A 17,290-nucleotide genomic window follows, 5' to 3' on the forward strand; every position below is an offset into this window, starting at 1 on the left:
AGCGTTACTGATGATAACCGGACAGGAAGCGCCCGAAGCGGCTGATGGCCATTTCGAGGTCATCTTCGCGCGGCAGCGTTACGATACGCACGTGATCCGGCCACGGCCAGTTAAACGCCGTACCCTGAACCAGCAGCACTTTTTCCTGCAGCAGGAAATCGAGCACCATTTTCTGGTCGTCGTGAATATTAAAGCGCTTCGCGTCAATTTTCGGGAACATATAGAGCGCGCCATTCGGCTTCACGCAGGAGACGCCCGGAATATCGTTGATCAGTTCCCACGCACGGTTGCGCTGTTCGTACAGGCGACCGCCGGGAACGATGAACTCGCTAATGCTCTGATAGCCGCCCAGCGCGGTCTGGATTGCGTGCTGCGCCGGAACGTTGGCACATAAACGCATGGAGGCCAGCATTTCCAGCCCTTCGATATAGCCTTTGGCGTGCTTTTTCGGACCGTTCAGTACCATCCAGCCCTGACGGAAACCGGCCACGCGGTAGGTTTTAGACAGGCCGTTAAAGGTGACGGTCAGCAGATCCGGGGCCAGCGCAGCGATCGAGTGGTGCTGTGCCGCGTCGTACAGGATCTTGTCGTAGATTTCGTCGGCAAAGATGATCAGGTTGTGCTGGCGGGCGAGCTCGACGATCTCCATCAGCAGCTCTTTTGAGTATACCGCGCCCGTTGGGTTGTTCGGGTTGATGATCACGATGCCGCGCGTGCGGGGCGTAATTTTTGCGCGAATATCATCGAGGTCCGGGAACCAGTCAGAGGACTCGTCGCACAGATAGTGCACGGCCTTACCGCTGGACAGTGATACGGCAGCCGTCCACAGCGGATAATCCGGCGCGGGTACCAGCATTTCGTCCCCGCTGTTCAGCAGCGCCTGCATTGCCTGCACAATCAGTTCGGAGACACCGTTGCCGATATAAATATCTTCAACGGTAACATCACGCATACCGCGTGCCTGGTAGTGCTGCATGATGGCTTTACGCGCGGAGTACAGTCCTTTTGAATCGCAATAGCCTTGTGCAGTAGGAAGGTTGCGGATCACATCAACCAGAATTTCATCCGGCGCTTCAAAACCAAATGGCGCAGGGTTACCAATGTTGAGTTTCAGAACCTTGTTGCCTTCTTCTTCAAGGCGTTTTGCCTCTTTCAGAACCGGGCCGCGGATGTCATAACAGACGTTATCTAGCTTGCTGGATTTTTCGATAGGGGACATGAACCTTTAACCTTTTCGCTATTATTGCCACTCCCTGCCGTGGAAGTCAGCACGGAATAATGTACTCCCACCTCGCTTCGTTTTGAAGGGTGTGCAGTAGAAGATTTTGTGCCGGGAGGAAAATTTTGATAAATCTTTTTCGCTGTGCGGGCGCTTTTATGCTGGCGTAAAGTTGTGCGCACGGCGTCGTGTTAGGTTAAATGTGCTATTCATTTGTCAAAATTGTGTATATTGTGCTGGTGAAAATAAGTGGTAAGCAGGACAAAGGTAGCAATCACCCTGAGTGACATTTCGTTAAACCTGAATGCTTGATACCTGTTCCTGTAATAGCATACTGTGGCTAAAAGTTACTCATGTGAAATTAATGTTAAGTGCCATTAATGAATGGTCTTAATCTAAATTAAAATTTATTTATTATTAACCTAAAAAATGCAACTTTAGTTAATTCTAATAAAATTAGTTTAGAAGCTTAACATTCTTCTTTAATCCTCAATATTGCAATAAGACTTATAAATAAAGTGGATTTGGGTTAAGATGTCTTTCAGGAAAGCAGAGGTCAGATGCCCGCTTTTTGTATATCTGACACTGATTTTCCGAATTAATTGATTGTTATTGTTGGAGTTATCTCTGGCTGGGATGTGTCGAACATCTCCTGCTACGTTGACAGCGCTGCGATAAAGATGGCAGAAAAGGTGTTACACCTTTAATGTAATTTACATAAACCTGCGAACATCTAAATATCCTGAACGTTTAAGAGAATAAAAATAACGTCATGAAACGTGCTTTCTGACTGTTGATATAAAGCAGCACAATAACTATCTGTCAGGCAGTCTGCCGGGCCGGGATGCGAGGGAAAATCTTCAGAGGGAATTGCTTAACTGTACACACACAGCTTCAACCCGGGCAGCTCCGCACGAGCAACCTGAAAGTGAATAGATATGATAAATGCAAATCGTCCGATAATGAATCTCGACCTCGATCTGCTGAGAACGTTTGTTGCGGTCGCCGATCTCAACACTTTTGCAGCAGCTGCTGCCGCCGTTTGTCGAACTCAGTCCGCCGTCAGCCAGCAAATGCAGCGGCTGGAGCAACTGGTTGGTAAAGAGCTTTTTGCGCGTCATGGGCGTAATAAGCTCTTAACGGAACACGGTATTCAGCTTCTGGGTTATGCCAGGAAAATTCTTCGCTTTAATGATGAAGCATGTATGTCATTAATGTTTAGCAACCTTCAAGGGGTGCTAACGTTAGGCGCATCTGATGAGTCAGCGGATACAATATTGCCGTTTCTTCTCAATCGTATTAGTTCGGTTTATCCGAAGCTTGCGCTGGACGTTAGCGTAAAACGTAATGCCTTTATGGTTGAGATGTTAAATGAGAATAAAGTGGACCTGGTGGTGACAACGCATCGTCCCGGGCAGTTTGATTGCCTGACGCTGCGTACATCGCCTACGCACTGGTATTGCGCAGCCGAATACGTGCTGCAAAAAGGGGAGCCGGTTCCACTGGTCTTACTGGATGACCCGAGCCCGTTCCGCGACATGGTGCTCACGGCGCTGAACGAGGCGAACATTCCGTGGCGTCTGGCGTATGTGGCTTCCACGCTTCCAGCGGTCCGTGCCGCCGTGAAGGCCGGTCTGGGTGTAACGGCCCGTCCGGTAGAGATGATGAGCCCCGATCTGCGCGTTCTGGGGAAATCCGATGGCCTTCCTGCGCTGCCGGATACGGAGTATCTGCTCTGCCACAATTCGTCCAGTCATAACGAGTTGGCCAAAGTGGTGTTCGAGGCGATGGGAAATTACCATAACCCATGGCAGTTCGAGCGCGTTACCTCCGAAGGGGGGGATGACTCCCTGATCGTTGAAGGGGATTTTGAGTGATCGATAGCTCAAAATTCTGGTAACAAAATGTAAATGTAAAAAAAAGCCACTCGTGTGATTTTCACATGCAGTGGCTTTTTTTTAGCAATAATACCCGCTTATGGCGCATGGATTTTCAGGATATTCTATGTTTATCAACAATCTAAATGCTTTTGCTTAAAACTTGTCCGTTTTCCGTTCTAACTTCATCCACATCCCTCTCATGTTAAAAAAACAGGAAATATGTTGCCGTTTTCCAGGTTGAATTAACAAAAGCGTGTCTCAGATCAAGAAAATACTCCTATTTGGGGGGAGGAATCGTTGGCAAATCCTGTCAAAATAGGAGGGTTATTTTTTTTACTTCCGAAACGGACACGATTCAACAACATACATTTGACGGAAAGTCATGCACCCACCAGGGTTAAAGGGCACCAAATGTTAATGAGAATCGCTCGATGTAATTTAATGTGAAGAAACCTTTGTTAAAGTTGACAATAGGTTATAGAAAGGAGTAAAAAACCCCATCATTTTGCTGTCTACGTCTCATTTATGACAGTTAGTGTAAGGTTATTTGTTCCTCCCCATGAATCGATGTGATGCCCATCTGCCAGCAAGAGCAGTGTCGTTGGTATCACTTTTGATGAGTAAGCAATGAGTATGTCAACATCCACAGAAGTCATCGCTCATCACTGGGCATTCGCAATCTTTCTTATTGTAGCCATTGGCCTGTGCTGCCTGATGTTAGTCGGCGGCTGGTTCCTGGGCGGTCACGCCCGCGCAAGGCACAAAAACACACCTTTCGAATCAGGTATTGATTCAGTAGGTACCGCTCGCTTACGCCTGTCTGCCAAGTTCTACCTGGTAGCCATGTTCTTCGTCATCTTCGACGTGGAAGCGCTTTACCTCTTCGCGTGGTCTACCTCCATTCGCGAAAGTGGTTGGGTGGGCTTTGTCGAGGCCGCAATTTTCATTTTAGTGCTACTGGCCGGTCTGGTTTATCTGGTGCGTATTGGCGCGCTGGACTGGACACCTGTGCGTTCACGCCGTGAACACATCAACCCGGAAAACAGTATCTCTAATCGTCAGCAGTAACAGCGAGGCAATAAGATGGATTATACGCTCACCCGCATAGATCCTAACGGTGAGAATGACCGTTACCCCCTGCAAAAACAGGAGATCGTAACCGACCCCCTGGAGCAAGAAGTCAACAAAAGCGTGTACATGGGCAAACTCGAACATGCCATGCACGATATGGTCAACTGGGGTCGTAAGAACTCCATCTGGCCGTACAACTTTGGTCTTTCTTGCTGCTACGTTGAAATGGTGACGTCATTCACTGCGGTGCATGACGTTGCGCGTTTTGGGGCTGAGGTACTGCGTGCTTCCCCACGTCAGGCTGACCTGATGGTGGTAGCCGGTACGTGCTTTACTAAGATGGCACCTGTCATTCAGCGTCTTTATGACCAGATGCTGGAGCCTAAATGGGTTATCTCCATGGGCGCATGTGCAAACTCTGGCGGTATGTACGACATCTATTCCGTCGTGCAGGGCGTAGATAAGTTTATTCCAGTGGATGTATACATCCCGGGTTGTCCGCCACGTCCGGAAGCTTACATGCAGGCGCTGATGCTGCTGCAGGAGTCTATCGGTAAAGAACGTCGCCCACTGTCGTGGGTTGTTGGCGATCAGGGTGTGTATCGCGCGAACATGCAGTCTGAGCGCGAGCGTAAACGTGGTGAACGTATTGCCGTCACCAATCTGCGTACGCCTGACGAAATTTAATTTGCGCCTGTAGGCCTGGAGAACACCTTCGCATATCACTACTCAAATAGCGCGAAGCCAGGCTCAACAGTCACCACGGACCATTTGCAATGGTGAACAATATGACCGACTTAACCGCGCAAGAAGCCGCCTGGCAGACCCGGGATCATCTGGATGACCCAGTCATTGGCGAACTGCGCAACCGTTTTGGGCCGGATGCCTTTACTGTTCAGGCTACCCGCACCGGGGTACCCGTTGTTTGGGTGAAGCGTGAGCAATTGCTGGAAGTTGTCGATTTCCTCAAGAAATTGCCAAAACCGTACGTCATGCTGTTTGACTTACACGGCATGGATGAACGTCTTCGTACCCACCGCCAGGGTCTCCCTGCTGCGGATTTTTCCGTTTTCTACCACCTGATCTCAATAGACCGTAATACGGATATCATGCTCAAGGTGGCATTGTCTGAAAACGACATGCACCTGCCGACTATCACCAAACTGTTCCCGAACGCCAACTGGTACGAGCGTGAAACCTGGGAAATGTTCGGCATGACCTTCGACGGCCACCCGCACCTGACGCGCATCATGATGCCGCAGACCTGGACCGGCCACCCGCTGCGTAAAGACTACCCGGCACGTGCAACCGAATTCGATCCGTTTGAGCTGACCAAAGCCAAGCAGGATCTGGAAATGGAAGCGCTGACCTTCAAGCCGGAAGACTGGGGCATGAAGCGCGGTACCGACAACGAGGACTTCATGTTCCTCAACCTCGGTCCGAACCACCCGTCTGCGCACGGTGCATTCCGTATTATTCTTCAGCTTGATGGCGAAGAGATTGTCGACTGCGTGCCTGACATCGGCTACCACCACCGTGGTGCTGAGAAGATGGGCGAGCGTCAGTCCTGGCACAGCTACATTCCGTATACCGACCGTATCGAGTACCTCGGCGGCTGCGTCAACGAGATGCCATACGTGCTGGCCGTTGAGAAACTGGCGGGAATCGTTACGCCGGATCGCGTTAACGTGATTCGCGTTATGCTGTCAGAACTGTTCCGTATCAACAGCCACCTGCTGTACATCTCCACGTTCATTCAGGACGTCGGCGCGATGACGCCGGTCTTCTTTGCCTTTACCGACCGTCAGAAAATCTACGATCTGGTGGAAGCGATTACCGGTTTCCGTATGCACCCGGCCTGGTTCCGTATCGGCGGCGTGGCACACGATCTGCCGCGCGGCTGGGACCGCCTGCTGCGTGAATTCCTCGACTGGATGCCAAAACGTCTGGCGTCATACGAGAAAGCCGCGCTGCGTAACACCATCCTGAAAGGCCGTTCCCAGGGCGTTGCCGCCTACGGCGCGAAAGAAGCGCTGGAGTGGGGTACGACAGGTGCAGGTCTGCGTGCGACCGGTATTGATTTCGACGTGCGTAAAGCCCGTCCTTACTCTGGCTACGAGAACTTCGACTTTGAAGTCCCGGTGGGCGGCGGTGTTTCCGACTGCTACACCCGCGTGATGCTGAAAGTAGAAGAGCTGCGCCAGAGTCTGCGCATCCTTGAGCAGTGCCTCAACAACATGCCGGAAGGCCCGTTCAAGGCGGATCACCCGCTGACGACGCCGCCACCGAAAGAGCGCACGCTGCAACATATCGAAACCCTGATCACCCACTTCCTGCAGGTTTCCTGGGGTCCGGTCATGCCGGCGCAAGAATCCTTCCAGATGATTGAAGCGACCAAGGGTATTAACAGTTACTACCTGACCAGTGACGGCAGCACCATGAGCTACCGTACCCGCGTGCGTACGCCGAGCTTTGCGCACCTGCAGCAGATCCCGTCCGCCATCCGCGGCAGTCTGGTCTCCGACCTGATTGTGTATCTGGGTAGTATCGATTTTGTTATGTCAGATGTGGACCGCTAATTATGCACGAGAATCAACAATCACAAACCGAGGCTTTTGAGCTGAGTGAAGCAGAACGTGCCGCCATTGAGCATGAGATGCACCACTACGAAGACCCGCGTGCGGCGTCCATTGAAGCGCTGAAAATCGTACAGAAACAGCGTGGTTGGGTGCCGGATGGGGCGATCTATGAGATCGCGAAAGTGCTGGGTATTCCGGCAAGCGACGTAGAAGGCGTAGCCACGTTCTACAGCCAGATCTTCCGTCAGCCGGTTGGCCGCCATGTGATCCGCTACTGTGACAGCGTTGTCTGCCACATCACCGGTTATCAGGGCATCCAGGCTGCGATTGAGAAGAAGCTCAATATCAAGCCGGGCCAGACCACGTTCGATGGACGCTTTACTCTGCTGCCAACCTGCTGCCTGGGTAACTGCGACAAGGGGCCGACCATGATGATTGATGAGGACACTCACAGCCATCTGACGCCGGAAGCGATTCCTGACCTGCTGGAGCAGTACAAATGAAAACTGTAATTCGTACTGCTGAGACGCATCCGCTGACCTGGCGTCTGCGCGATGACAAACAGCCGGTATGGCTCGACGAATACCAGAGCAAAAACGGCTATGCCGGCGCGCGTAAAGCCCTCGGCGGCATGGCGCCGGATGACATCGTTAATGCGGTGAAAGACTCCGGCCTGAAAGGGCGCGGCGGTGCGGGCTTCTCCACCGGTCTGAAGTGGAGCCTGATGCCGAAAGACGAATCCATGAACATCCGTTACCTGCTGTGTAACGCCGATGAAATGGAGCCGGGCACCTATAAAGACCGCCTGCTGATGGAACAGCTGCCGCACCTGCTGGTGGAAGGCATGCTGATTTCCGCGTTCGCGCTGAAAGCCTACCGTGGCTACATCTTCCTGCGCGGTGAGTACATCGAAGCGGCGGAAAACCTGCGTCGCGCGATTGCCGAAGCCACCGAAGCGGGACTGCTGGGTAAAAACATCCTGGGCACCGGGTTTGACTTCGAACTGTTCGTGCACACCGGCGCCGGGCGTTACATCTGCGGTGAAGAAACCGCGCTGATTAACTCCCTGGAAGGCCGCCGCGCGAACCCGCGTTCCAAGCCTCCGTTCCCGGCAAGCTCCGGCGTATGGGGTAAACCGACCTGCGTAAACAACGTTGAAACCCTGTGTAACGTTCCGGCTATCCTCGCCAACGGCGTGGAGTGGTATCAGGGCATCTCCTCAAGCAAAGATGCCGGTACCAAGCTGATGGGCTTCTCTGGTCGCGTTAAAAATCCTGGCGTCTGGGAACTGCCGTTCGGTACCACCGCACGTGAAATTCTTGAAGACTACGCGGGCGGCATGCGCGATGGCCTGAAATTCAAAGCCTGGCAGCCGGGTGGGGCAGGGACTGACTTCCTGACCGAAGCCCACCTTGACCTGCCAATGGAATTCGAAAGCATTGGTAAAGCAGGCAGCCGTCTGGGTACGGCGCTGGCGATGGCCGTCGACCACGAGATCGGCATGGTCTCGCTGGTGCGTAACCTGGAAGAGTTCTTCGCCCGCGAGTCCTGCGGCTGGTGTACACCGTGCCGTGATGGTCTGCCGTGGAGCGTGAAGATCCTGCGTGCAATCGAACGTGGCGAAGGCCAGCCTGGAGATATCGAGACGCTTGAGCAGCTGTGTCGATTCTTAGGCCCGGGTAAAACCTTCTGTGCCCACGCACCGGGTGCCGTCGAACCTCTGCAGAGCGCGATCAAATATTTCCGCGACGAGTTCGAAGCAGGCATCAAGCAGCCGTTCAGCAATACCCATGCGATTAATGGGATTCAGCCGAACCTGCTTAAAGCGCGCTGGTAACGACAAGAATTTTGATTAACGCTCGGTTTCGACCGAGCCAACTGGAAGCATGCTAATGGCTACGATTCATGTAGACGGCAAAGAATACGAAGTCAACGGGGCGGACAACCTGCTGGAAGCTTGTCTGTCTCTTGGCCTCGATATTCCGTACTTTTGCTGGCATCCGGCGCTGGGCAGCGTCGGTGCTTGCCGCCAGTGTGCGGTGAAGCAATATCAAAACGCGGAAGACACGCGTGGTCGCCTGGTGATGTCCTGTATGACGCCAGCCACCGAAGGCACCTTTATTTCGATTGATGACGAAGAAGCGAAACAGTTCCGCGAAAGCGTTGTGGAATGGTTGATGACCAACCACCCGCACGACTGTCCGGTCTGTGAGGAGGGCGGTAACTGCCACCTTCAGGATATGACCGTGATGACCGGCCACAGCTTCCGTCGCTATCGTTTTACCAAGCGTACCCACCGTAACCAGGACCTGGGGCCGTTCATCTCTCACGAAATGAACCGCTGCATCGCCTGCTACCGCTGCGTGCGTTACTACAAAGACTATGCAGACGGTCAGGATCTGGGCGTATATGGCGCGCACGATAACGTCTACTTCGGTCGTCCGGAAGACGGCGTGCTGGAAAGCGAATTCTCCGGTAACCTGGTAGAAATCTGCCCGACCGGCGTATTCACGGATAAAACCCATTCCGAGCGTTACAACCGTAAATGGGACATGCAGTTTGCGCCAAGCATCTGCCAGCAGTGTTCCCTCGGCTGTAACACCAGCCCGGGTGAGCGTTACGGCGAACTGCGCCGTATCGAAAACCGTTACAACGGCACCGTTAACCACTACTTCCTCTGCGACCGCGGTCGTTTCGGCTATGGCTATGTGAACCTGAAAGACCGTCCGCGTCAGCCGGTTCAGCGCCGTGGCGACGACTTCATTACCCTGAACGCTGAACAGGCGATGCAGGGCGCGGCAGACATTCTGCGCCAGTCGAAGAAAGTGATCGGTATCGGCTCCCCGCGTGCCAGCATCGAAAGCAACTTCGCGCTGCGCGAGCTGGTTGGCGCGGAAAACTTCTATACCGGTATCGCCCAGGGCGAGCAGGAACGTCTGCAGCTGGTACTGAAAGTGCTGCGTGAAGGCGGTATTCACACCCCTGCGCTGCGCGAAATTGAATCTTATGATGCGGTCCTGGTGCTGGGTGAAGACCTGACGCAGACGGGCGCACGCGCGGCTCTGGCGGTTCGTCAGGCGGTGAAGGGTAAAGCACGTGAAATGGCAGCGGCTCAGAAAGTGGCTGACTGGCAGATTGCGGCAATCCTGAACATCGGCCAGCGCGCGAAACATCCTCTGTTTGTGACCAACGTCGATAACACCCGTCTGGACGATATCGCGGCGTGGACCTACTGCGCACCGGTTGAAGATCAGGCGCGCCTCGGCTTTGCGATTGCCCACGCGCTGGATAGCAGCTCGCCAGCGGTTGAACTGGATCGTGACCTGCAGAACAAGGTCGACGTGATTGTCCAGGCCCTGGCGGGTGCGAAGAAACCGCTGATTATTTCCGGGACCAACGCCGGCAGCGCCGAGATTATTCAGGCTGCAGCCAACGTTGCCAAAGCCCTGAAAGGCCGCGGTGCGGACGTCGGCGTGACCATGATTGCCCGTGCGGTAAACAGCATTGGTCTGGGTATGATCGGCGGCGGCTCGCTGGAAGAAGCGTTAAGCGAACTGGAATCCGGTTCTGCCGACGCCGTTGTGGTGCTGGAAAACGACCTGCATCGCCACGCCTCTGCCGCTCGCGTTGACGCCGCGCTCTCCAAAGCGCCGCTGGTGATGGTCATTGACCATCAGCGAACCGCGATCATGGACAAAGCGCACCTGGTGCTCTCTGCGGCAAGCTTCGCAGAAAGCGACGGTACGGTGATCAACAACGAAGGCCGCGCACAGCGTTTCTTCCAGGTTTATGACCCGGCGTACTACGACAGCAATACCGTGATGCTGGAAAGCTGGCGCTGGCTGCACTCCCTGCACAGCACCGTGCAGAGCCGTGAAGTGGACTGGACGCAGCTCGACCACGTTATCGACGCGGTAGTCGAAAAACTGCCTCAGCTGGCAGGCATTAAAGATGCCGCGCCTGAAGCAAGCTTCCGCATTCGCGGCCAGAAACTGGCGCGTGAACCGCACCGTTACAGCGGTCGTACCGCGATGCGCGCCAATATCAGCGTACACGAACCGCGCCAGCCGCAGGATAAAGACACCATGTTCGCCTTCTCTATGGAAGGGAACAACCAGCCGTCTGCGCCGCGTTCGCAAATCCCATTCGCATGGGCTCCGGGCTGGAACTCCCCGCAGGCATGGAACAAGTTCCAGGCTGAAGTGGGTGGCTCCCTGCGCCACGGCGATCCGGGCGTGCGTCTGATTGAAGCCTCCGAAACCGGTCTGGACTTCTTCACGACCGTTCCGGCGAGCTTCCAGGCGCAGGATGGCAACTGGCGTATCGCGCCGTACTACCATCTGTTCGGTAGCGACGAGCTGTCCCAGCGTTCACCGGTCTTCCAGACCCGCATGCCGCAGCCGTACATCAAGCTCAACCCGGCGGATGCCGCGAAGCTTGGCGTTAACGCGGGCGCAAACATTGCCTTTAGCTATGACGGCCAGACAATCAGCCTGCCGCTGATTATCTCCGAAGGTCTGACAGCAGGGCAGGTGGGTCTGCCGATGGGTATGCCTGGCATCGCGCCGGTTCTGGCGGGTGCGCGTCTTGATAACCTGCAGGAGGCAAAAGCATGAGTTGGTTAACGCCGGATCTTATCGACATCCTGCTGAGCATTCTGAAAGCGGTTGTTATCCTGCTGGTGGTGGTCACCTGCGGCGCGTTCATGAGCTTTGGTGAACGTCGTCTGCTCGGTCTGTTCCAGAACCGTTACGGACCGAACCGCGTGGGCTGGGGTGGTTCACTCCAGCTGGTTGCGGACATGATCAAGATGTTCTTTAAAGAGGACTGGATCCCGCGCTTCTCGGACCGCGTGATCTTTACTCTGGCACCGATGATCGCCTTCACCTCGCTGCTGCTGGCGTTTGCTATCGTTCCGGTCAGCCCGACCTGGGTGGTCGCTGACCTGAACATTGGCATTCTGTTCTTCCTGATGATGGCAGGCCTCGCGGTTTACGCGGTGCTGTTCGCAGGCTGGTCCAGTAACAACAAATACTCCCTGCTGGGTGCGATGCGTGCTTCCGCGCAGACGCTGAGCTACGAAGTGTTCCTGGGTCTCTCCCTGATGGGCGTGGTGGCGCAGGCCGGTTCATTCAACATGACCGACATCGTCAATAACCAGGCCGACATCTGGAACGTTATTCCGCAGTTCTTTGGGTTTATTACCTTTGCAATCGCGGGCGTGGCCGTGTGTCACCGTCACCCGTTTGACCAGCCAGAAGCCGAACAGGAACTGGCCGACGGTTACCACATTGAATATTCCGGTATGAAGTTCGGTCTGTTCTTCGTGGGCGAGTACATCGGTATCGTCACCATTTCCGCGTTGATGGTAACGCTGTTCTTCGGTGGCTGGCATGGCCCGTTCTTACCGCCGTTCATCTGGTTCGCGCTGAAAACCGCGTTCTTCATGATGATGTTCATTTTGATTCGCGCAGCGTTACCGCGTCCGCGTTATGACCAGGTAATGTCCTTCGGCTGGAAAGTGTGCCTGCCGCTGACGCTCGTCAACTTGTTGGTAACGGCGGCTGTCATTCTCTGGCAGCAGCCATAAGGGGCTATAGACCATGACCTTAAAAGAATTACTGGTAGGCTTCGGTACCCAGGTACGCAGTATCTGGATGATCGGCCTGCACGCGTTTGCCAAACGCGAAACCCGGATGTACCCGGAAGAGCCGGTATATCTGCCGCCGCGCTACCGTGGCCGTATCGTGCTGACGCGCGACCCGGACGGTTCCGAGCGCTGCGTTGCCTGTAACCTGTGTGCGGTAGCGTGTCCGGTAGGCTGTATCTCTCTGCAGAAAGCAGAGACGGTAGACGGCCGCTGGTACCCTGAGTTCTTCCGCATCAACTTCTCACGCTGCATCTTCTGCGGTCTGTGTGAAGAAGCGTGCCCAACCACGGCGATTCAGCTGACTCCAGACTTCGAGCTGGGTGAGTACAAGCGTCAGGACCTGGTGTACGAGAAAGAGGATCTGCTGATTTCCGGTCCGGGCAAATACCCGGAATATAACTTCTACCGGATGGCGGGTATGGCAATCGACGGCAAAGATAAGGGCGAAGCAGAGAACGAAGCTAAGCCTATCGACGTCAAGAGCCTGTTACCGTAAGGAGAGGGCAATGGAATTCGCTTTTTATATCTGTGGCCTTATCGCCATCCTGGCTACGCTACGAGTGATTACGCACACCAATCCGGTGCATGCGCTGCTGTACTTAATCATCTCGCTGCTGGCCATTTCCGGGGTGTTCTTCGCACTGGGCGCGCACTTCGCCGGTGCGCTGGAAATCATCGTCTACGCCGGGGCCATCATGGTGCTGTTCGTGTTCGTGGTGATGATGCTGAACCTGGGCGGCTCTGAAATTGAGCAGGAACGTCAGTGGTTAAAACCGCAGGTGTGGATTGGCCCGGCAATTTTGTCGGCCATCATGCTGGTGGTGATCGTTTACGCCATTCTGGGCGTGAACGATCAGGGTATCGACGGAACGCCAATCAGCGCTAAAGAGGTCGGTATCACGCTCTTTGGCCCATACGTTCTGGCGGTTGAACTGGCCTCAATGCTGCTGCTGGCAGGTCTGGTTGTTGCTTTCCACGTTGGCCGCGAAGAGCGTGTTGGTGAGGTGCTGAGCAACCGCACTGACGACCGCGCGAAAAGAAAAATGGAGGAGCGCGCATGATCCCCTTAACACATGGACTGATCCTCGCTGCGATTTTATTCGTCCTGGGTTTGACCGGTCTGGTTATCCGCCGCAATCTGCTGTTTATGCTGATCGGGCTGGAAATCATGATTAACGCCTCCGCGCTGGCCTTCGTGGTCGCCGGAAGCTACTGGGGCCAGACCGATGGTCAGGTGATGTACATTCTCGCCATCAGCCTCGCGGCTGCCGAAGCGAGTATTGGCCTGGCGCTGTTGCTGCAGCTCCATCGTCGCCGCCAGAACCTGAACATCGATTCAGTAAGTGAGTTGCGTGGATGAACATGCTTGCCTTAACCATTATTTTTCCGCTGATTGGCTTCGTGCTGCTGGCGTTTTCTCGCGGCCGCTGGTCTGAGAATCTGTCTGCGACCGTGGGCATTGGCTCCATCGGCCTGGCTGCGCTGGTCACAGCGTATGCGGGTATCGACTTCTTTAACAACGGACGCCAGCCTTTCAGCGTGCCGCTGTGGACCTGGATGTCGGTCGGTGATTTCAACATCGGCTTCAACCTGGTGCTGGACGGCCTCTCGCTGACCATGCTCTCCGTGGTCACCGGCGTTGGCTTCCTGATCCACATGTTCGCCTCCTGGTACATGCGCGGTGAAGAGGGTTACTCCCGCTTCTTCGCCTACACCAACCTGTTTATCGCCAGCATGGTGGTTCTGGTGCTGGCCGATAACCTGCTGCTGATGTATCTGGGCTGGGAAGGCGTGGGTCTGTGTTCTTACCTGCTGATCGGTTTCTACTATACCGATCCGAAGAATGGCGCAGCGGCCATGAAAGCGTTCGTCGTGACCCGCGTGGGTGACGTCTTCCTCGCTTTCGCGCTGTTCATTCTTTACAACGAACTGGGCACGCTGAACTTCCGCGAAATGGTGGAACTGGCGCCGGCGCACTTCGCTGCAGGCAACAATATGCTGTGGTGGGCAACGCTGATGCTGCTGGGTGGTGCCGTGGGTAAATCCGCGCAGCTGCCGTTGCAGACATGGCTGGCCGACGCGATGGCGGGTCCAACCCCTGTCTCCGCGCTGATCCACGCCGCGACCATGGTAACCGCCGGTGTCTACCTGATTGCGCGTACCCATGGCCTGTTCCTGATGACCCCGGAAATTCTGCATCTGGTGGGTATCGTTGGTGCGGTAACGCTGGTGCTGGCAGGCTTTGCCGCGCTGGTGCAGACCGACATCAAACGCGTTCTCGCGTACTCCACCATGAGCCAGATTGGTTACATGTTCCTGGCGCTGGGCGTCCAGGCGTGGGACGCAGCCATTTTCCACCTGATGACGCACGCGTTCTTTAAAGCGCTGCTGTTCCTCTCATCCGGTTCTGTGATTCTGGCCTGCCATCACGAGCAGAACATCTTCAAGATGGGCGGACTGCGTAAGTCCATCCCGCTGGTTTATATCTGCTTCCTGGTGGGCGGCGCGGCGCTGGCGGCACTGCCGCTCATCACCGCGGGCTTCTTCAGTAAGGACGAAATCCTTGCGGGCGCCATGGCGAATGGTCATATCAATCTGATGGTTGCGGGTCTGGTCGGTGCGTTCATGACCTCCCTGTATACCTTCCGTATGATTTTCATCGTATTCCACGGTAAAGAACAAATTCACGCTCACGCAGGGAAGGGGATCACCCACCACCTGCCGCTGATTGTGCTGCTGGTACTGTCCACCTTCATTGGCGCGATGATTGTGCCGCCGCTGCAGGGCGTACTGCCAGACACCACCGAGCTTGAGCACGGTCGCGTTCTGACGCTTGAAATCACCTCCGGCGTGGTCGCTATTGCGGGCATCCTGATTGCAGCATGGCTGTGGCTGGGCAAACGTACGCTGGTGACTGCCGTTGCCAACAGCGCCCCGGGCCGTCTGCTGGGCACCTGGTGGTACAACGCGTGGGGCTTCGACTGGCTGTACGACATGATCTTCGTTAAGCCGTTCCTGGGCATTGCGTGGCTGGTGAAGCGCGACCCTCTGAACAGCCTGATGAATATCCCGGCGATCCTCTCCCGCTTTGCAGGTAAAGGCCTGCTGTACAGCGAGAACGGTTACCTGCGCTGGTATGTGGCGTCCATGAGCATCGGTGCGGTTGTCGTACTGGCGCTGCTGATGGTGTTGCGATAGTGGTTTTGCCCGGTGGCGCTGCGCTTACCGGGCCTACGAGACAGTAGGTCGGGTAAGCGTGAGCGCCGCCCGACACCACAAACCGCACTAACGCGTGAATTTTGTCGAATTTGTTGAAAATCGGTCCCTTAGGGACTTTAACAAGGAATAAAAATCGCCATGTTACTACCCTGGCTAATATTAATTCCCTTCATCGGCGGCTTCCTGTGCTGGCAGACTGAACGCTTTGGCGTGAAGATGCCGCGCTGGATCGCGCTGATCACCATGGGATTGACGCTCGCGCTTGGCCTGCAACTGTGGTTGCAGGGCGGTTACTCACTGACCCAGTCTGCGGGTATTCCGCAGTGGCAGTCTGAGTTCATCCTGCCGTGGATCCCGCGTTTCGGGATTACGATCCACCTGGCGATTGACGGTCTGTCGCTGCTGATGGTGGTGCTGACCGGTCTGCTCGGCGTTCTGGCGGTACTTTGCTCCTGGCGAGAAATCGAAAAATACCAGGGCTTCTTCCACCTGAACCTGATGTGGATCCTGGGCGGCGTGATCGGCGTGTTCCTTGCCATCGACATGTTCCTGTTCTTCTTCTTCTGGGAGATGATGCTGGTGCCGATGTACTTCCTGATCGCGCTGTGGGGCCACAAGGCGTCCGACGGTAAAACGCGTATCACGGCGGCAACCAAGTTCTTCATCTATACCCAGGCGAGTGGTCTGGTGATGTTGATTGCCATTCTGGCGCTGGTGTTTGTTCACCACAACGCGACCGGCACCTGGACCTTCAACTACGAAGATCTGCTGAAGACGCCAATGTCCCACGGCGTTGAATACCTGCTAATGCTGGGCTTCTTCATCGCGTTCGCGGTGAAAATGCCGGTCGTTCCGCTGCACGGCTGGCTGCCAGACGCGCACTCTCAGGCACCAACGGCGGGTTCCGTTGACCTGGCGGGCATCTTGCTGAAAACGGCGGCCTACGGTCTGCTGCGTTTCGCACTGCCGCTGTTCCCGAATGCCTCCGCTGAGTTCGCACCGATTGCCATGTGGCTGGGTGTGATCGGTATCTTCTACGGTGCCTGGATGGCCTTCACGCAGTACGACATCAAGCGTCTGATTGCGTACACCTCCGTTTCCCACATGGGCTTCGTGCTGATTGCTATCTACACCGGCAGCCAGCTGGCGTACCAGGGCGCGGTGATCCAGATGATTGCGCACGGTCTGTCCGCAGCCGGCCTCTTCATCCTGTGTGGTCAGCTGTATGAACGTCTGCATACCCGCGACATGCGCATGATGGGCGGTCTGTGGAGCAAAATTAAGTGGCTGCCAGCGCTGTCCATGTTCTTCGCGGTGGCTACCCTGGGGATGCCGGGCACCGGTAACTTCGTCGGCGAATTTATGATTCTGTTCGGCAGCTTCAAAGTGGTCCCGGTGATTACCGTGATCTCCACCTTTGGTCTGGTGTTCGCTTCCGTGTACTCGCTGGCGATGCTGCACCGCGCTTACTTCGGTAAAGCGAAGAGCGAAATTGCTGCACAAGAACTGCCGGGGATGTCGCTGCGTGAGCTGTTCATCATCCTGCTGCTGGTCGTACTGCTGGTGCTGCTGGGCTTCTTCCCGCAGCCGATTCTGGATACCTCGCATAGCGCGATGGGTAACATCCAGCAGTGGTTTGTTAATTCTGCTTCTACTACAAGGCCGTAATTCG

The 17,290-nt window shown here is 55.2% G+C and carries 14 protein-coding genes; 13 read left to right on the top strand and 1 reads right to left on the bottom strand.

Annotated elements, in window-relative coordinates; genetic code table 11:
• Positions 1 to 4: 4 nt before the first annotated feature.
• Positions 5 to 1,219 (bottom strand): alanine transaminase AlaA, encoded by a 1,215-nt coding sequence (alaA, locus tag AB8846_RS13670; protein WP_008500204.1) that lies wholly within the window; start codon positions 1,217 to 1,219, stop codon positions 5 to 7.
• 938 nt (positions 1,220 to 2,157) lie between these two features.
• Here alaA and lrhA point away from each other — a divergent pair.
• The 13 genes from lrhA to nuoM all read left to right on the top strand — a co-directional run bounded on the left by lrhA (position 2,158) and on the right by nuoM (position 17,286).
• On the top strand, positions 2,158 to 3,096 hold the full coding sequence (gene lrhA / locus AB8846_RS13675) for a transcriptional regulator LrhA (RefSeq protein ID WP_370732922.1): 939 nt from the start codon (positions 2,158 to 2,160) through the stop codon (positions 3,094 to 3,096).
• Between the two features lie 630 nt (positions 3,097 to 3,726).
• Positions 3,727 to 4,167, top strand: a complete 441-nt coding sequence (gene nuoA, locus AB8846_RS13680) for an NADH-quinone oxidoreductase subunit NuoA (RefSeq protein WP_370732923.1) — start codon at positions 3,727 to 3,729, stop codon at positions 4,165 to 4,167.
• Between the two features lie 15 nt (positions 4,168 to 4,182).
• Positions 4,183 to 4,857 carry an NADH-quinone oxidoreductase subunit NuoB gene (gene nuoB / locus AB8846_RS13685; protein ID WP_003861482.1) on the top strand — a complete coding sequence of 225 codons (675 nt, stop codon included), beginning with the start codon at positions 4,183 to 4,185 and terminating at the stop codon, positions 4,855 to 4,857.
• Between the two features lie 89 nt (positions 4,858 to 4,946).
• A complete protein-coding gene (gene nuoC, locus AB8846_RS13690) occupies positions 4,947 to 6,749 on the top strand; it encodes an NADH-quinone oxidoreductase subunit C/D (protein WP_023312537.1) in 1,803 nt (600 codons plus the stop codon).
• Between the two features lie 2 nt (positions 6,750 to 6,751).
• A complete protein-coding gene (gene nuoE / locus AB8846_RS13695; protein WP_370732924.1) occupies positions 6,752 to 7,252 on the top strand; it encodes an NADH-quinone oxidoreductase subunit NuoE in 501 nt (166 codons plus the stop codon).
• Positions 7,249 to 8,586: an NADH-quinone oxidoreductase subunit NuoF gene (gene nuoF / locus AB8846_RS13700; protein ID WP_023312536.1), complete on the top strand. Its 1,338-nt coding sequence runs from the start codon at positions 7,249 to 7,251 to the stop codon at positions 8,584 to 8,586. The genes nuoE and nuoF overlap by 4 nt, the downstream gene beginning before the upstream one ends.
• A gap of 55 nt (positions 8,587 to 8,641) precedes the next feature.
• Positions 8,642 to 11,365 carry an NADH-quinone oxidoreductase subunit NuoG gene (gene nuoG / locus AB8846_RS13705; protein ID WP_370732925.1) on the top strand — a complete coding sequence of 908 codons (2,724 nt, stop codon included), beginning with the start codon at positions 8,642 to 8,644 and terminating at the stop codon, positions 11,363 to 11,365.
• Complete coding sequence (gene nuoH / locus AB8846_RS13710) at positions 11,362 to 12,339, top strand: NADH-quinone oxidoreductase subunit NuoH (RefSeq protein ID WP_047346615.1); 978 nt, start codon at positions 11,362 to 11,364, stop codon at positions 12,337 to 12,339. Before nuoG ends, nuoH begins: the two co-directional genes overlap by 4 nt.
• Before the next feature lie 13 nt (positions 12,340 to 12,352).
• Complete coding sequence (gene nuoI, locus AB8846_RS13715; protein WP_003861491.1) at positions 12,353 to 12,895, top strand: NADH-quinone oxidoreductase subunit NuoI; 543 nt, start codon at positions 12,353 to 12,355, stop codon at positions 12,893 to 12,895.
• A gap of 10 nt (positions 12,896 to 12,905) precedes the next feature.
• The gene (nuoJ, locus tag AB8846_RS13720; protein WP_063143733.1) at positions 12,906 to 13,460 is read left to right on the top strand and encodes an NADH-quinone oxidoreductase subunit J; all 555 of its coding nucleotides are present in this window, start codon (positions 12,906 to 12,908) and stop codon (positions 13,458 to 13,460) included.
• Positions 13,457 to 13,759: an NADH-quinone oxidoreductase subunit NuoK gene (gene nuoK, locus AB8846_RS13725; protein ID WP_003861496.1), complete on the top strand. Its 303-nt coding sequence runs from the start codon at positions 13,457 to 13,459 to the stop codon at positions 13,757 to 13,759. The genes nuoJ and nuoK overlap by 4 nt, the downstream gene beginning before the upstream one ends.
• Positions 13,756 to 15,597, top strand: coding sequence for an NADH-quinone oxidoreductase subunit L (gene nuoL, locus AB8846_RS13730; RefSeq protein WP_370732927.1), 1,842 nt, complete (start codon positions 13,756 to 13,758; stop codon positions 15,595 to 15,597). Before nuoK ends, nuoL begins: the two co-directional genes overlap by 4 nt.
• Before the next feature lie 159 nt (positions 15,598 to 15,756).
• Positions 15,757 to 17,286, top strand: a complete 1,530-nt coding sequence (gene nuoM / locus AB8846_RS13735) for an NADH-quinone oxidoreductase subunit M (RefSeq protein WP_023312532.1) — start codon at positions 15,757 to 15,759, stop codon at positions 17,284 to 17,286.
• Positions 17,287 to 17,290: the final 4 nt, after the last annotated feature.

Source organism: Enterobacter sp. KB-221C9 (assembly GCF_041320715.1).
GTDB classification, from domain to species: domain Bacteria; phylum Pseudomonadota; class Gammaproteobacteria; order Enterobacterales; family Enterobacteriaceae; genus Enterobacter; species Enterobacter asburiae_D.

Bases quoted from the DNA above. Each gene is read 5' to 3' on its own strand.
- alaA (WP_008500204.1), bottom strand. From the start codon at position 1,219: ATGTCCCCTATCGAAAAATCCAGCAAGCTAGATAACGTCTGTTATGAC.
- lrhA (WP_370732922.1), top strand. From the start codon at position 2,158: ATGATAAATGCAAATCGTCCGATAATGAATCTCGACCTCGATCTGCTG.
- nuoA (WP_370732923.1), top strand. From the start codon at position 3,727: ATGAGTATGTCAACATCCACAGAAGTCATCGCTCATCACTGGGCATTC.
- nuoB (WP_003861482.1), top strand. From the start codon at position 4,183: ATGGATTATACGCTCACCCGCATAGATCCTAACGGTGAGAATGACCGT.
- nuoC (WP_023312537.1), top strand. From the start codon at position 4,947: ATGGTGAACAATATGACCGACTTAACCGCGCAAGAAGCCGCCTGGCAG.
- nuoE (WP_370732924.1), top strand. From the start codon at position 6,752: ATGCACGAGAATCAACAATCACAAACCGAGGCTTTTGAGCTGAGTGAA.
- nuoF (WP_023312536.1), top strand. From the start codon at position 7,249: ATGAAAACTGTAATTCGTACTGCTGAGACGCATCCGCTGACCTGGCGT.
- nuoG (WP_370732925.1), top strand. From the start codon at position 8,642: ATGGCTACGATTCATGTAGACGGCAAAGAATACGAAGTCAACGGGGCG.
- nuoH (WP_047346615.1), top strand. From the start codon at position 11,362: ATGAGTTGGTTAACGCCGGATCTTATCGACATCCTGCTGAGCATTCTG.
- nuoI (WP_003861491.1), top strand. From the start codon at position 12,353: ATGACCTTAAAAGAATTACTGGTAGGCTTCGGTACCCAGGTACGCAGT.
- nuoJ (WP_063143733.1), top strand. From the start codon at position 12,906: ATGGAATTCGCTTTTTATATCTGTGGCCTTATCGCCATCCTGGCTACG.
- nuoK (WP_003861496.1), top strand. From the start codon at position 13,457: ATGATCCCCTTAACACATGGACTGATCCTCGCTGCGATTTTATTCGTC.
- nuoL (WP_370732927.1), top strand. From the start codon at position 13,756: ATGAACATGCTTGCCTTAACCATTATTTTTCCGCTGATTGGCTTCGTG.
- nuoM (WP_023312532.1), top strand. From the start codon at position 15,757: ATGTTACTACCCTGGCTAATATTAATTCCCTTCATCGGCGGCTTCCTG.